The 14,458-nt window shown below is 60.4% G+C and carries 12 protein-coding genes; 5 read left to right on the top strand and 7 right to left on the bottom strand.

The window, feature by feature from the left end; genetic code table 11:
* Nucleotide 1: 1 nt before the first annotated feature.
* The 7 genes from tssF to tssA all read right to left on the bottom strand — a co-directional run bounded on the left by tssF (nucleotide 2) and on the right by tssA (nucleotide 7,759).
* A complete protein-coding gene (gene tssF / locus QRN60_RS13070) occupies nucleotides 2-1,783 on the bottom strand; it encodes a type VI secretion system baseplate subunit TssF (protein ID WP_060724232.1) in 1,782 nt (593 codons plus the stop codon).
* Nucleotides 1,776-2,285 carry a type VI secretion system baseplate subunit TssE gene (gene tssE, locus QRN60_RS13075; RefSeq protein WP_003504539.1) on the bottom strand — a complete coding sequence of 170 codons (510 nt, stop codon included), beginning with the start codon at nucleotides 2,283-2,285 and terminating at the stop codon, nucleotides 1,776-1,778. The genes tssF and tssE overlap by 8 nt, the downstream gene beginning before the upstream one ends.
* On the bottom strand, nucleotides 2,278-3,102 hold the full coding sequence (locus QRN60_RS13080; RefSeq protein WP_111792893.1) for a type VI secretion system accessory protein TagJ: 825 nt from the start codon (nucleotides 3,100-3,102) through the stop codon (nucleotides 2,278-2,280). Before QRN60_RS13080 ends, tssE begins: the two co-directional genes overlap by 8 nt.
* On the bottom strand, nucleotides 3,099-4,493 hold the full coding sequence (tssC, locus tag QRN60_RS13085; protein WP_112495083.1) for a type VI secretion system contractile sheath large subunit: 1,395 nt from the start codon (nucleotides 4,491-4,493) through the stop codon (nucleotides 3,099-3,101). Before tssC (QRN60_RS13085) ends, QRN60_RS13080 begins: the two co-directional genes overlap by 4 nt.
* A gap of 56 nt (nucleotides 4,494-4,549) precedes the next feature.
* Nucleotides 4,550-6,031 carry a type VI secretion system contractile sheath large subunit gene (tssC, locus tag QRN60_RS13090; protein ID WP_060726791.1) on the bottom strand — a complete coding sequence of 494 codons (1,482 nt, stop codon included), beginning with the start codon at nucleotides 6,029-6,031 and terminating at the stop codon, nucleotides 4,550-4,552.
* Nucleotides 6,032-6,129: 98 nt separating this feature from the next.
* The gene (gene tssB / locus QRN60_RS13095; RefSeq protein ID WP_020010212.1) at nucleotides 6,130-6,639 is read right to left on the bottom strand and encodes a type VI secretion system contractile sheath small subunit; all 510 of its coding nucleotides are present in this window, start codon (nucleotides 6,637-6,639) and stop codon (nucleotides 6,130-6,132) included.
* Nucleotides 6,640-6,706: 67 nt separating this feature from the next.
* A complete protein-coding gene (gene tssA, locus QRN60_RS13100) occupies nucleotides 6,707-7,759 on the bottom strand; it encodes a type VI secretion system protein TssA (RefSeq protein ID WP_080864573.1) in 1,053 nt (350 codons plus the stop codon).
* 220 nt (nucleotides 7,760-7,979) lie between these two features.
* Between tssA and tssH the strand changes: the two genes are divergently transcribed.
* From tssH to tssI, 5 genes are all read left to right on the top strand, one after another.
* Nucleotides 7,980-10,634 carry a type VI secretion system ATPase TssH gene (gene tssH, locus QRN60_RS13105; RefSeq protein ID WP_111792894.1) on the top strand — a complete coding sequence of 885 codons (2,655 nt, stop codon included), beginning with the start codon at nucleotides 7,980-7,982 and terminating at the stop codon, nucleotides 10,632-10,634.
* A 57-nt stretch (nucleotides 10,635-10,691) separates the two neighbouring features.
* Nucleotides 10,692-11,168 carry an Hcp family type VI secretion system effector gene (locus QRN60_RS13110; RefSeq protein ID WP_003504561.1) on the top strand — a complete coding sequence of 159 codons (477 nt, stop codon included), beginning with the start codon at nucleotides 10,692-10,694 and terminating at the stop codon, nucleotides 11,166-11,168.
* Nucleotides 11,169-11,277: 109 nt separating this feature from the next.
* A complete protein-coding gene (locus QRN60_RS13115) occupies nucleotides 11,278-11,667 on the top strand; it encodes a Rap1a/Tai family immunity protein (protein ID WP_003504562.1) in 390 nt (129 codons plus the stop codon).
* 11 nt (nucleotides 11,668-11,678) lie between these two features.
* A complete protein-coding gene (locus QRN60_RS13120) occupies nucleotides 11,679-12,179 on the top strand; it encodes a type VI secretion system amidase effector protein Tae4 (protein ID WP_003504563.1) in 501 nt (166 codons plus the stop codon).
* A 13-nt stretch (nucleotides 12,180-12,192) separates the two neighbouring features.
* Complete coding sequence (gene tssI / locus QRN60_RS13125; protein ID WP_129565276.1) at nucleotides 12,193-14,457, top strand: type VI secretion system tip protein TssI/VgrG; 2,265 nt, start codon at nucleotides 12,193-12,195, stop codon at nucleotides 14,455-14,457.
* The last annotated feature ends 1 nt before the right edge of the window (nucleotide 14,458 follow it).

The raw sequence follows: 14,458 nt of genomic DNA on the forward strand, positions 1-14,458 counted from the left end.
CCTAGAGCAGCGGCCGGTCGGCCGCACGGGCAGGCCAGCGGGCAATCGGTTTGGAGTGGCCGCGCATCGTCGCCGTCAGCCGCGTGAAACTGTTGATCGAGGTGTAGAGCCCGAAGAAATGGTTGAGGACATTGGCGAAAACAAATGCGGCGGGTCGCGCGATCAGCGCGGGGTCGAACTCCACGGTGATGTCCGTTCCCGGCACCATGGCCGAGCCGATCCGGGCATGGGAATTCTGCGCCTCGACATTGCTGATCGCCTCCACGAGCTGCCGGGTTTCCGGGCTGTCCCTGAAGGAATAAAGCGACAGAATGTCCTTCAGCGGTGCGCCGCCGCTGTCGGTGAGGGACAGATGGTTGAGGAGGAGATGCGAGATCAGCCGCCATTCACGCGCCGAACGCTCGTTGACACGGATCGCCGCTGTCGGCGGCATCAGCGCATGGATGGATTTTACAGCCTCGTTGCCGGTCGAAAGCTGCAGGAAGGGGTGTCCCCCGCCAAAGGGGAGCTGGCTTGGCAGCTCGCGATTGATGCACAGCGTGTCGATGCTCGCTACCATGTCGAGCGGTCCCAGCGGTCCGCGCTTCTGATCCACGAAGGCGATGTCCGTATCGGAAGAACCATCGTCATCGAACCGGCGCTGTATCTGCCAGAACACGTTGGCGCCGTTATTGCGCTGTGTGCGGCCGAAGAACGGGGAGGTCTTTTCGGTCTGCCCGGAGCGGCTGGTCAGCTGGACGTTTTCGACGGCGTAGATTTCGCGGGTCCGCTGCCGCCGTGCATCCGGCAGCAGGCGGTATTCCGTGCGCGTGCCATCGAGGCTGAGCGGTTCGCAGCTTTGTTTGAACAGGTTGATAACCGGCGAGGCGTTCAGCACAAAATCCCGGACCGACACCATGCGCTCAAGCTGCGTGTCCGCCGCATCCAGATAGATGTAAAGCTCGCAATCGCCGCCGCTCCATTTCTGCAGTCCGTCGATATCGAGAAAGAGAAACTTCTGCGGCAGCGCGAAGAATTCGGTGAGAAGCCGGTAGCCGTCAAAACTGTTGGCGGGATAGGGCAACATCGCCTGATCGCGCGTATAGCCGGATGGCCTGAGATTGCCGGCGGGCAGGAAAACGGCTTCCTTGTCCTCGGCGTGACGGGCAAGCGCCATGCCCACGCAATGATTGGTCAAAAGCTCGTAAAGCGCCGTGGCCTGCTGCCAGGCGGCGGACAGGAAAATCTGAAGCTTTGTCAGTCCCATTTCCGGGAAAGTGCCGCCGCGCGGCGCCGTGCTGCGCAGCGAAAGCCGCAGGCAGCTGGCGGCGCCGGCGAAGGAGGCCGAAAACGGCGCGTCGATCGGCTGGCCGGACAAGGTTGCGGCTGCGATTTGCAGCGGCGCGATCTCCACCGCCTGCGTGGTGCGAAAACGGCAGCTTTCACCGCCGACGGGTTCGGCGAGGATTTCACTGTGCCTTGGGAGCGTCTGCACGGTTGCGAGCGCCGTGCTCGGGGTGAACTGCACCACGCTCATGGACGGGATGGGCGCAAGATAGTGCGGATAGAGCGTTTCCAGCAGGCTGTCCGACAGTTCGGGAAATTCGTCGTCCAGTTTCTGGCGCACACGGGCGGCGGAGTAGGCGAAGCTCTGGATCAGCCGCTCGACATGCGGATCGTCGGCGACATCTCCCGTCATGCGCAGCCTGCCGGCGATTTTCGGGAACGCCGCCGCGAAACGCGATGCGCGTTTTCTCAGGGCAAAAAGTTCGTCATTGTATTTTTCGAGAAAGCCGTCAGCCATTCGTCGCCTCCACCAGGAAACGCTGCGTGGACGGATCGATCCGGGATTCGAAGCTGATCGGCGGCATACCTTCCTGAAGGCGGAAACTTGCCTGTATGCGCATGCGAAGCGCCCGGTCGCCATCCGTGCGGTTTTTCAGGATTGTCACATGCACGTCGGCAAGGCGGGTTTCGAACAGGGAAATCCGCCGTTCGATGCTGCGCGCGAGCCGCGCCTTGGAGGCATCCGTCACCAGATTGGCCGAGAGAATACCGTCCACGCCGTAGCTCACCAGCGCATCGGACAGTTCCTTCAGCGCCGCCGGCGGGCCGGCGGGGTTACGGCGGGTATTGAGCAATGCCTCGAGATCGCGGCGGATCACCTCACGCATTTCGCGCGCCTGATCCTTCAGGCTGACGAGCGCGTCCGTTTCGGCATCCGGCGCGTCATCGAGCAGCCGGTCCAGAACGGAGCGTGACAGCGTTCTCTGTCGTGCGCGATATTGCTCGAGCGGATCAACCACGGGCGATCTGCCTTTCATCGTCGGATGCGGCGGAAAGAGAACCGATCTCGTGGAACGGCACGACATCGTCGCCAATCAGCAGGCAGCGCTGGCCTTGCCCGGTCGCCAGCGGCTGGTCCTCTTCGCTCCAGCGCGTTTCCCGGCCAAGGAGAAGGCCGACATCGTCCTTTGCGCCGTGATAGATGGCCGGAAGCAGCACGGATGCGACCGCGCCGTCGCGCAACGTCAGTTCGGCCCCGCGGAAAGCGAGGTCACGCGGGCGGCTCATGGGGTCGATGGTGAGGCTTTCGATGCGGCCATAATCGATCCACAGATAGCGGCCGCCATTGGTCAGCACTTCCAGCGCGTGCGGAATCCGGTCGTCCAGATCGCGGATATCGCCGGCGTTCTTGTCATTATGGCCGATCGCCACATTGCCACGTTTTTCGTCGAGTTCAGCCAGCGCGGTTCCGGCAGCATCCGCGTCACCGCTGCGTGCGGCGATATTCGCCCGGATGGCCAGCTGATCGAGTTCTGACGGACCGCCGGGGAAATCCGGCACCGCGCCGGTTTCGAACCATGCATTGCGTGCGGCCATAGCGCGCAGCTGGTGGCGGAAGAGGGAAAAACCAACGCTTTCCTGCGGCGAGAATGTTGCGGCCAGATTGCATTGCGCATCGGCCTTCTCATAGTCGCCGGCGAGGACCAGCAGGTCGATGTAGAAATGGCGACCATCCTTGTCGGTGGGCCTGGTTTTGACGTGTTCGCGCGCAAGCCCGATCGCCTCTTGCAGCCGGTCATCATCGAGAAGGCGGGAAATGTCGTCGCGCAGCGTCATGCGGATATCCTTTGCGGCTCGGCCGAAGATCGGGATGCGGCCGCCGGCGGCATCATGGTTTCGGCAATGAGGTGGAAGCTCGTGGAGACGTCATCGAGCTGGAAATGCGGCTGAAGGCGCACGGTGCAGGAGAATGTTCCGGGCTTGCCGGGAACCTCGAAGACGTTGATCCCGGCAGAGCGCAGCGGGTAGCGCGTGCGCAGCGTCGCTTCCGCATCGTCATTGCCGAGCGTGTAGGAGGAAAGCCAGCTTTCCAGCTTGCGTTCTATCGTCGAGGCATCGCTCAGCTGGCCGATATCGTCGCGCATGATGACCTTGAGGTAATGCGAGAACCGGGAGGCGCACAGCACATATTGCAGCATGGCCGCGAGGCGGGCGTTCTGTCTTGCCGCTTCGCTGGAATAGTGGCCGGGCGCATGCAGGGACTGGTTGGCGTTGAAGATCGCCATGCCGGAGAGATAGGTGGTGGAGACGGGCACGATGCCGAGATCGGAAAATTGCTGTTCCTGCCCGGTCGTCAGCTGTACCTCGACGGGCGGCTGCGCGGAAAGGCCGTTGCTCTCGATGCCGAGATCGAGCGGCGGCAATTGCCGGGAAGAAAGCATGCCGCCATCCACGGCGTCCTGCGTTACACCGCGCAAATCCGCAAACCAGCCGGAATCGACGAAATTGCGCACCACCACCGTGGCAAAAGCGAAGGCGGCGTTGCCCCAAAGCAGGGTCTCGCCGCTTTCCGCCACATGCTCGCGAAACGGAAATCCGTCATCGCGTCCGCGCGCATAGGGCCTGTAGGGCGAGCGCAGCAAAACCCGCGGCGCGACAAGGCCGACAAAGCGGGAATCGTCACGTGCACGAAGCGCGTTCCAGCGCAGTCTCGATTTCTCCTGTTTCAGCCAGGAAAAATCGTGGACCCGGCTGAGCTCCGAGAAGTCCTGCAGGCCGACGGCCGAAGGCGAGGCCGCCGCCACGAAGGGGCAGAAGGCGGCCGCAGCCACCATGCCGATCTGCGACAGCGTCGTGATGGAATCGGCACCCTCGAGATCGTCAGGGGAAAATTCGTAGTCGCCGATCAAAAGACCGACCGGTTCGCCACCCGGCATGCCGAATTCGCGGTTATAGACAACTTCGAAAAGATGGCTCTGGTCGAAATCGGTGGCGCGTTCCGTGTTGCGGGCAAGGTCGCGCCAACTGGCATTCAGCAGCTTCACCTTGACGTCAGTGCCGCGGCCAGCCTCGCGCACGACCATGGCAAGCCCACGCCATCTCGCTTCCATCGCCTGAAAATCAGGGTGATGGAGAATGGCGTTCACCTGGCCGGTCAGCGCATCGTCGATGAGGGCGATGAGCTGGTCGGCAAAAATACGGGCGTCCGGAAAGGACTGATGCGCCATGAGCGGGCTCCGGGTGAAGAACGGGGCCGGGGTGGCCGGACCACCCCGGTCCGGGTTCAGTTCTTGGACGGAATACGGGCAACCATGCGTAGCGACGTCGTCAGTTCTTCCATCTGCAACCAGGGCCGCATCCATGCGACCGCATTATAGGCGCCGGGTTTGCCCGGCACTTCCTGCACGGTCACCTTGGCATCGCGCAGCGGATATTTCGCCCGGCTTTCCTCGCCCGCTTCGTCATTGGCGTTGACGTAGTTGGCAATCCAGCGATTGAGCCAGACTTCGCAATCCGACGCTTCCATGAAAGAGCCGATCTTGTCGCGTCCCATCACTTTGAGATAATGCGCAAAACGCGACGTGGCCATGATGTAGGGCAGGCGGGCCGAAACGGCGGCGTTGGCCGTTGCTTCCGGCTTGTCGTAAAGCTTCGGCTTATGCGCGGTCTGGGCACCGAAGAACACCGCATAATCCGTGTTCTTGTAGTGGCAGAGCGGCAGGAAACCGAGCTTGCCGAGTTCGGCGTCGCGGCGGTCGGTAATGCCCACTTCCGTCGGGCATTTGAGGTCGAGATCGCCGTCATCGCTGGAGAAGACGTGCATGGGCAGATTTTCCACCCGGCCGCCATTTTCCGCGCCACGGATCGCCGTGCACCAGCCGCTTTTCGCAAAAGCGTCGGTCAGCTTGGTGCCCATGACATAGGCGGCGTTCATCCAGCAATATTCGTCATGCTGCAGGTCGCCATTCACCGCACCCTTGGTTTCGTCATAGGCGAAATCATCGATTGGGTTGGTTTTGGGGCCATAGGGCATGCGCGCCAGCACACGCGGCAAAGCGAGTGTCACGAAACGGGAATCGTCGCTCTCGCGGAAGCTGCGCCACTTGGCATATTCCACCGTATCGAAGATTTTCTCCAAATCGCGCGGACGGGCGAGATCGCGGTAATCCTCGAAGCCGAACATATGCGGGCTTGCCGCCGAGATGAACGGTGCGAAAGCCGCCGCCGCAATCGACGAGACGCCCTGCAGCAGCTGCACGTCATCGAAGGAGTTGTCGAATTCATAGTCGCCGATGATCGCGCCGAGCGGCTCGCCGCCGGGGGTGCCGAATTCGTCTTCGTAGATCGCCTTGAAGAGGCGCGACTGATCGAATTCCACGGCCTTTTCCAGATCGCGCGCGAGTTCCCGCTTGCCGGAATTCATGACGCGGATCTTGAGGTTGACGCTCGTCTCGGAATTCTTGACGAGATAGTTGAGCCCGCGCCAGGTGCCTTCGAGCTTCGCGAATTCCGGCGCCTGCATGATGGCGGCAAGCTGTTCGGAAATCGTCCGGTCCAATTCGGCAATGGCGTGGTTGAGGGTGACGGTGAGGTTGCGGTCGTATTTGACCGTTCCCTTCAGCGCCTGGTCGGTCAGCGTGCGCAGAAGATTTTGCGCGCGGTCCGGTTCGGTCTGGCGGGTTGCGGCAACCACCTTGGACAGCAGTCCATGATCTTCGGCGGTCGTTGCCTGTGCTTCATTTTTCAGCAGGCTTTCAGCGCTCATGTTTCAGTCCTTCCACATGCGGCTTTGAAAAATGCCGCTTGAACAGTTGAAGCCCCGCAATGGGGGCCGTTCGGGGAGGTTTTCCTCCGCACAGGCGATTATTTGCTCGCGCCGTTCTTTTCCTTGAGTTCGGAAACCAGCGTTGCGAGATCGGTCTTGTTCTGCAGAATATCTTCCAGCATGCGTTCCAGATCTTCAGAACGGTCAGCCTTGGAAAGCAGGTCGCGAAGCTCGTTGCGGGCGTCCAGAAGCGCCTTCAGGGCAGGAACCTGCTGCACGACGGCACCGGGTTCGAAATCGTCCATGCTTTCGAATTTCAGGTTGACCTGCATGTCCGTTCCGTCTTTCTGCAGCGTGTTGGCAACGGAAATGTTGAGGCCGGGGGTCATGCGGCGCATCACCTCATCGAAATTGTCGCGGTCGATCTGAACGAACTTGCGCTCGCCGAACGGCTTCAGCGGCTGGGTGGGATTGCCGGAGAAATCACCCAGCACGCCGACGACGAAGGGCAGTTCCTTGACCACCATCGCGCCTTCGGTTTCGACTTCGTATTTGATGTGAACGCGGGGCTTGCGAACCCGCTCCAGCTTTTCATGTACACTTGCCATTTCAACCTCCTTGATGCCCCTTGGCATGGCTGACTGTTAGGGGACGGCGTCTCCCGTCCCTTGCCCGTTATTTTCCGTTTTCTCCGCCGGGCTTGATCCCGGCGGCCGTCAGAACTGCGTTTCGGGCCTGCGTTTCGGGCAGAAGCTCTGCCAGCAGTTCCGAAAAATCCATGCGCCCCCTGCGAACCAGCGTTTCGATGGAGAGCGAGATCGGCGAGTGCGGCTCGGTCCGGCGAAAGTAACGCGCAACCGAAAGAAGAGTTTCAAAGGCCTCGTCGCGTGAAGATATGCCTTCCGGCGAGGCTGCGGATATCCGCACCGCCGGTTGCCCGCCCTCGTCAGTGTCCGCAACAGCGGTCGCCGCCTGCTCAACCGGGGCCGGCTCCTTTTCGCGCCCGCCCAGCGTGCGGATGGCGGCGGCGGCTTCGATGAGCGTGTTACGGATATTGGAACTGGGTGGCGCGAACTGGCCGCAGCGTTCGGAAAGAACCGCCATGATGGCGTCGAAGCTGGAGAGACAGGCGTTGACCTCGGCCAGATGGGAAGACATGGCGGCAACGCCCGCTTCTGATGCCAGCCGATACAGTTCTTCGCGCCGTTTGCTCTCGGTTGGCCGCTGCGCCAGCTGGAAATCCCAGAGGCTGTGCTCGCCAAATTTCCCTCCGGGGATCAGCGGTGCAAGCCGGAGCGGCTGAACAAGTGTTCCTTCAGTGCCGATGCCGTTCAATCCCGCAAAAGGTGCAAATTTTTCCTCATCATTATCGTCGCTGATCGAGCGCAATGAGTCCCAGTGGTTGTAAAAAAGATCATTACAAAGCTCATAGATTTCGCGCAGTCCAGGAAAGCCGCGCAACCGCAGGCTTGCTTCGGAAAGCCACGCCAATATTTCTATGTCCTTGCTTTCGGAATATATAATCTGCAATCCAAGATTGCTGACACTGTCCCAGCTACTGGAGATCTTTAAGTTATCCTGAGGGGAGGTGGCGCGCTCTTCTGTGCGTGCCTGGTTTCTTTCATCCTTAATTCTATAGTATAGTTCGCGCGTTCTTGAATCATTGCGGATATTATCTCCGCAATTCCCTAAAAGTTCTACATCTGTTTTAACATGCTTCGTATCCAAAGGTAGTCTATCCCCAGAAAATAGTAATGGATTTTTTGTAGTTACTTCCCTTACGTGAGGCTATTGATCAGACAGACTTATTCAAAATGTGTCTAAATTGTGGCGTCTAGTGTCTAATCTAACCCGATAAAAAATAAACTTCGGGGTGGACAACCCGGTTTCATCATCATAGTTATTCCACGTCACGTTGTGGAATGAACCCGGGCAGGAGGCTCATTGCATGTCGCATATCGATCTCAATCGCCTCGTTGAAGCGCTTGAGCCTGACCTGCGCGTCACCCTTGAAGCTGCGGCTTCTGTCGCGGTGCGTATGGGGCACAGGTACGTGGATATCCCGCATTGGCTGCTGGCGGTTGTAGATGCCGGCATCTATGCGAAAACATTCGAGGAATTAAAAATTCCACTTCCGGTGTTGCGGGCAGAAATCGGCCGCAGCCTGGAAGAGGCCGTGATTGGCGACGGCGAGGCCTTGTCGCTCTCCCAGAACATTCTGACGGCGGGCCGCGAGGCATGGGTTCTTGCTTCGCTGGAGGCCGGACGCGACCGCGTGACGCTCTGCGACCTGCTTCTGGCGATGGACGAGGAAACCTCGCTCCGCTCTTTCGTCCGCTCCGCTTTTCCGTCGCTGAAGACGATGGATCGCGCGGCTCTCGAGCGCCTTCGCAGTTACGTTGAAGAGACCGCCGGGAACGGCGTTCCTTCCACGACGGCGGGTACAGCGCCAGCCGCCGGCCAGAACGATTTTCTTCGCCTTTACACCCAGGACATGACCGCCGATGCCCGGAACGGTAAGGTCGATCCGGTGATTGGGCGCGACGATGAACTGCGCCAACTCGTTGATATTCTTACACGTCGTCGTCAGAACAATCCCATTCTCGTGGGCGAGGCCGGTGTCGGTAAAACGGCGGTTGCGGAAGCGCTGGCGCTGGAGATCGCTTCCGGGAACGTGCCGGAAAAATTGCGCAACGTCCGCCTGCTGAACCTCGATATTTCGCTGCTGCAGGCCGGCGCCGGTGTGAAGGGTGAGTTCGAGCGCCGTCTTCATGGTGTGATCGATGCCGTAAAGCGCTCGGCCGAACCGGTTATCCTGTTCATCGACGAGGCGCACGGCCTTGTCGGCGCAGGTGGTGCGGCTGGCCAGGGCGATGCGGCCAATATTCTCAAGCCAGCTTTGGCGCGGGGTGAAGTGCGCACCGTCGCGGCGACGACCTGGAGCGAATACAAGAAATATTTCGAAAAGGATGCGGCGCTGACGCGTCGTTTCCAGCCCGTGCATGTGCGCGAGCCTGATGAGACAACCGCGATACGCATGTTGCGCGGTGTCGCCGACAGCTTCGTCAGCCATCACAACGTTGTCGTTCGTGACGAGGCGATCGTGGCGGCGGTGCAATTATCCGCGCGTTACATGCCGGCGCGGCAATTGCCGGACAAGGCCGTCAGCCTTCTCGATACGGCCGCGGCTGCCGTTTCGCTGGCGCGGCAGACCCTGCCGGAACGGCTGCGCGCGATGGAAAGTGAGCGGCGTCTTCTGTCCGATGAGTTGAACTGGCTTCTGCGTGAACCGCAGGACGAAGAGATTGAGGGCCGTATCCAATCGATACGCGACGAAGTCGAAAAGCTCGAGAGAGGGATTGACGATCTGCGCAGCCGTTACGATGCGGAAATGGCTGAACTCAGCGAAGAACAGTCGGTTGAAACCGGTGCATCGAATGTGTCGCCCCTGCGGCGTGCGGCTGAGACCAGGCCGGCAAATGCTGAAAGACTTGTGCCGACGGTGGTTGATCGTGAAGCGATTGCGTCCGTCGTATCGCGGTGGACGGGAATTCCGCTCGGTAAACTTCTGGCCGACCAGATCGAAAGCGCCCGCACTCTGGATGCGCGCATGCGCCAGCGGGTCGTGGGGCAAGATGCCGCAATCGGCCGGATTGCCGATGCCATGCGAACCGCGCGCGCCGGATTGTCCGATCCTCGCCGCCCGCCGGCCGTGTTCTTTCTCGTCGGCATGTCGGGAACGGGCAAGACCGAGACGGCGCTGTCGCTGGCCGATCTGCTCTATGGCGGCAACAGCCATCTGACGACGATCAACATGTCGGAGTTCAAGGAGGAGCACAAGGTTTCGCTGCTTCTCGGCTCGCCGCCGGGCTATGTCGGTTTCGGTGAAGGCGGGGTGTTGACGGAAGCGGTGCGCCGCCGGCCGTTCGGCGTTCTCCTGCTCGACGAGATCGACAAGGCCCATCCCGGCGTTCAGGATATTTTCTACCAGGTGTTCGACAAGGGTGTGCTTCGCGATGGCGAAGGCCGCGATGTCGATTTCAAGAACACCACGATCTTCATGACGGCCAATACCGGATCGGAACTGCTGACCGCACTTTCGGCCGATCCGGATACGATGCCGGAAGGCGAGGCGCTGGAAGCGCTGCTGATGCCGGAGCTGACCAAACAGTTCAAGCCCGCTTTCCTCGGGCGCACGATCATCCTGCCGTTCATGCCGCTCGGTGCGGAAGAGCTTGCAAGGATCGTGGACATGCAGATCGGCAAGATCAGGGAGCGTGTTCTGGCAACATATGGCGCCGACCTGACCCTGTCCGATGCCGCGCGCGACGCGTTGGTGGCGCGCGCCGGTGCAAGTGAAATTGGCGCACGCGCCATCGAAATCATGATCGGCAAGGATCTCCTGCCGCCTCTTTCCAGCTTCTTCCTTGAGAAGGTGATCGCGGGAGAACGGGTGGGCAAGATCGTTGTCGATTTTGATGAAAATCGGTTCGGTATTCGTGCCGAAGTGGCTGGGGAGCCAGATGAATTCGCCGCAACCGAAGAGGGTGGGGTGGATAAAGTTGCCGCGTCGGAAGGGGCTACCCGACGCATGCGGCATTAAACGAAGGGTAACGCGGCCTCGAAGCAAGAGGTCATTTCAGCTACAGGAGCTTACAGCATGCCAATTTATCTGCAGATTGACGGTATCCAGGGCGACGCCACGCATGAGGAGCACCGCAAGTGGATGGACATCGAAGCCATTCACTGGAACGTGGCACGCAACATGAACACATCTGCTGGTTCTGCTGCAAACCGCGAAGCATCCGAACCGACTATTTCGGAAGTCATTCTGACCAAGGTCAGCGATTCTTCTTCCACCAAGCTTTTCCAGGAAGCCTGCGCCGGCCGCACTGGCAAGCTCGCAACCATCCATCTGGTGACCACGGGCAATCCGGGCAACACCTATATCGAGTACCTGCTGACGAACACACTCATCGCCAGCTACTCGGTGGATTCCAGCGGTGATCGTCCGGTGGAAACCATCAAGCTCAACTTCACCAAGATGGAAGTGAAGTACACGCCGTTCGACGACAACAACTCGCCGCAGTCTCCGATGATCGCCTCTTACGATCTGGCGACGACGAAGGCCGCTTGATAGCGACGCGACCCGGTGCCGGCCTCGGCCGGCACCGGAACGTTTTCATTGCAGTTTTGCAGCTCACGTCGTGATGTTTCTCATCCACGTTGGACGAGGCGGGTTAATCATGCGCTCCCTATATGCGTTTTTTGCTTCCGTGCCGGTTGTTCTGGCTCTGTCCGGTCTTTCACCGGCCGGTGCCGAGGAACGGACATGGATATTCTCCGGTACCGAACTCAAGCAGGCCATCGAGGGCAAACTTGCCCCTGAGGTGTCTGATCCGGAAATGCGGCGGCTGGTTTCCGTTGCAAAATCGAGCGCCTATATCGCCGGTGTGGCCGATCTGACAAGCGGATCGGACTGGTGTGGTGCGGGCGCCGTGGCGCCCCATGAACTCACCGACCGGATCTACACCTATCTCGGCGATCTTCCTGCGGAAAAACTGGATGAACAGGCAGCCACTCTCGTGCGGGAGGCGCTCAAGGTCTCCTTTCCCTGTGAGCAGAAAAGTAACTAGTGGGACGAACCATGCGTGTTAACTTTGACACTCTCTATAAGAACTATCCGAGCAGCGACCCGTCGCACCCGAACTATATCAGCCAGCGTGATCTGTTCACGGAAATCGGCTGGGATGATTTCATCGGCAATCCGAACTATCACAATACCTGCGCCATTCGCGTCAGCATCGCTTTCGTGAAGTCGGGCATCAACATCGTGCCTGCCTCGCACCGCATCCAGAAAGGCCCCTATGCCGGAAAGGGCATAGAGGTGAACATGCGCCGCCTCGCCAACCTGATGAAGCGGACGAGCTATCTCGGCGAGCCCGAGCCTTTCACGCCCGCGACGGCGCGTAACGGCATCGGCGCGCGCAATGGCGTCGTGGCGTTCAACAATATCCCCGGCTACACCGGCGGCGGTCATATCGATCTTGTGCGGGGCGGCTCGGAAGCCACCCAATGCGCATCTGCCTGCTACTACAATTCGGAAACGATCTGGTTCTGGCCCCTGCAGTCCAGCCGCGGGTCCTGATTAGGAGTGTCCCATGACCGACCAGCCTTCGTTTTCCGATTTCGTCCAGGCGAGCCGCGTTCTCAGGGTGAAGTCTCCGTTGGGCGAAGATCAGCTTCTGCCAGAGCGCCTGACGGTCGAGGAAGGCGTGTCGCAGCTCTTCGACATCCGCCTGACCGTGCGAGCCAAGAAAGAAGCGGTCAAGCCCGAGGAACTGATCGGTCGGCTGGTCGATATCTCGGTCGAGATCAGCCAGGGCGAGGGGGATGGCGGCGGTGTTCGCCGCCCGTTCAACGGCCTGGTGACGGAGCTGCATGAAGGCCCGCCGATCACACGCGGTTTGCGCTCTTACGCCATGACCCTCCGCCCGCAAATGTGGCTTCTGTCGCGCCGCTCGGATTGCCGTATCTGGATGGACAGGACGGCGGTCGAGGTCGTCGAGACGCTGTTTTCCGAACACGGCATTCCCGCACCCGATACGTCGGGCATCATTTCTCCGCCACCCGCACAGCACTACAGCGTCCAGTTTAACGAGACGGACCTCGACTATCTTTTGCGCCGCTTTGAAGAGGACGGCCTGTTCTACTGGTTCAGCCATGAGGATGGTTCCCACAAGCTGCATGTGGCCGATAGCGCCAGTGGCTGGCTTGGGCCGTCGCCGGCCGCCCAGGGGGAGGGGACGGTGCGTCTGGCGCAGGGTTCGTCGGATCGCAACCACATCAACGACTGGGCACGGCGTTTCTCCTATGTCCCGGGCCAGCGCGCGGGTGCGGACTGGAATTTCGAGACGCCGGGCATGGTGCCGGGTACGATGACGCCGTCGCTGGTGCAGATGCCGGATGCGACGAAGCGCGAGCTTTACGAATATCCGGCCCGCATCAGGACGGTGGAAGAGGCCGAGCGGGCGCAGAAACTGCGCACCCAGGCGATCGAGGCCGACCACGACCGGGTATTCGGTTCGTCGACCACGCGCATTCTGGAGGCCGGTCGCCGTTTCACGCCTTTCGAGGTTGCCCATCCAGAGCATGCTTACGAAGAACATGTGATCATCAGGGCAAGCCACAGCATCGTTGATCTCTCTTATGAGACAAACAGTAACGAGCCGGAATATCGCAATCACTTTGAGGCAATTCCGGCCCGTGTGCCGCTGACGCCGCACCGGTCAACAAAACGCCCGCGCATCGAAGGCACGCAGGTGGCGATCGTCGCCGGCCCTGAAGGCGAAGAAATCCATCCTGACCAGTATGGCCGTATCAAGCTGTGGTTCCCGTGGGATCGCAAGGCGAAGAAGGATGGCACGGATACGTGCTGGGTGCGGGTCAGTCAGGCATGGGGCGGCGGTACATGGGGTGCGCAGGTTATCCCGCGCATCGGCATGGAAGTGATGGTCGCTTTTGTCGATGGCGATCCGGACAAGCCGCTGGTCATTGGCGTGGTCAACAATCCGGCCAATTCCGTGCCTTACGACCTGCCGGCCAACAAGACGCGCATGGTGCTGCGTTCCAACAGCCACAAGGGCGACGGTTTCAACGAAATCACCTTTGAGGATGAGGCCGGCAAGGAGAACCAGTTCTTCCACGCCCAGAAGGACCAGACGACGCGGGTATTGAATGACCGGACCAAGCGCATCGACCGCCACGAGGTCGCCTCGGTTGGCGGCAACCGCGCGGTGGAAGTTTCCGGCAACCAGAAACACGAGATCGGAGGCTCGGTAAACACCGTCGTCGGCGGCACGGGGCCGATGGCGATGATGGCCATGGCCGGCGTACAGGCGCTCTCCGGGCAGACGGCCGGGTTGCTTTCGCAAGCCGCCCGGATCGCCGGCGGCGGCGGCCCGGGTCTCGCGGCCTTCGCTACCACGCTTGCCTCATCGGCGCTAGGTTTCCTCGGTGCGGGCGGTCTTTCCGCACGCGAAGGTGTTGTCTCCGGTCCAAGTCCGCGTGCGGACGCCGGTACGGCGCTTGCCGGTTCCGGCTCGGGCGTCGGTTCCGATGCTTCGGGATTGTTTCCGCTGCCGGGCATCATGAACACGATCGTCAGCACATTCAAATCCGACAGCGTCGGGGTGGCGCGGGCTGAGCAGATCGGGGTCAGCAAGGTTACGAATGTCGGCCAGACGTCGCTGGAAAGCGTCGGAAAGTTCAAGAAGATTGCAGTCGGTGAAGAGTTCGTCATCGAATGCGGCGATTCCAAATTCATCATGAAGGCGAATGGCGAGGTCATCATTCTTGGCAAGACCTTCAACTTCGTGGCGACGGATCATTTTCAGCTTCGCGGCAAGCCGATCGATCTGAACTGAC

Origin of the sequence: Agrobacterium sp. CFBP2214 (assembly GCF_030209895.1) — a bacterium.
Taxonomy (GTDB): Bacteria; Pseudomonadota; Alphaproteobacteria; order Rhizobiales; family Rhizobiaceae; genus Agrobacterium; species Agrobacterium radiobacter.

Coding starts and splice junctions, on each gene's coding strand:
- tssF (WP_060724232.1), bottom strand. CDS start 1,783: ATGGCTGACGGCTTTCTCGAAAAATACAATGACGAACTTTTTGCCCTG.
- QRN60_RS13080 (WP_111792893.1), bottom strand. CDS start 3,102: ATGACGCTGCGCGACGACATTTCCCGCCTTCTCGATGATGACCGGCTG.
- tssC (WP_112495083.1), bottom strand. CDS start 4,493: ATGGCGCATCAGTCCTTTCCGGACGCCCGTATTTTTGCCGACCAGCTC.
- tssC (WP_060726791.1), bottom strand. CDS start 6,031: ATGAGCGCTGAAAGCCTGCTGAAAAATGAAGCACAGGCAACGACCGCC.
- tssB (WP_020010212.1), bottom strand. CDS start 6,639: ATGGCAAGTGTACATGAAAAGCTGGAGCGGGTTCGCAAGCCCCGCGTT.
- tssH (WP_111792894.1), top strand. CDS start 7,980: ATGTCGCATATCGATCTCAATCGCCTCGTTGAAGCGCTTGAGCCTGAC.
- QRN60_RS13110 (WP_003504561.1), top strand. CDS start 10,692: ATGCCAATTTATCTGCAGATTGACGGTATCCAGGGCGACGCCACGCAT.
- QRN60_RS13115 (WP_003504562.1), top strand. CDS start 11,278: ATGCGCTCCCTATATGCGTTTTTTGCTTCCGTGCCGGTTGTTCTGGCT.
- QRN60_RS13120 (WP_003504563.1), top strand. CDS start 11,679: ATGCGTGTTAACTTTGACACTCTCTATAAGAACTATCCGAGCAGCGAC.
- tssI (WP_129565276.1), top strand. CDS start 12,193: ATGACCGACCAGCCTTCGTTTTCCGATTTCGTCCAGGCGAGCCGCGTT.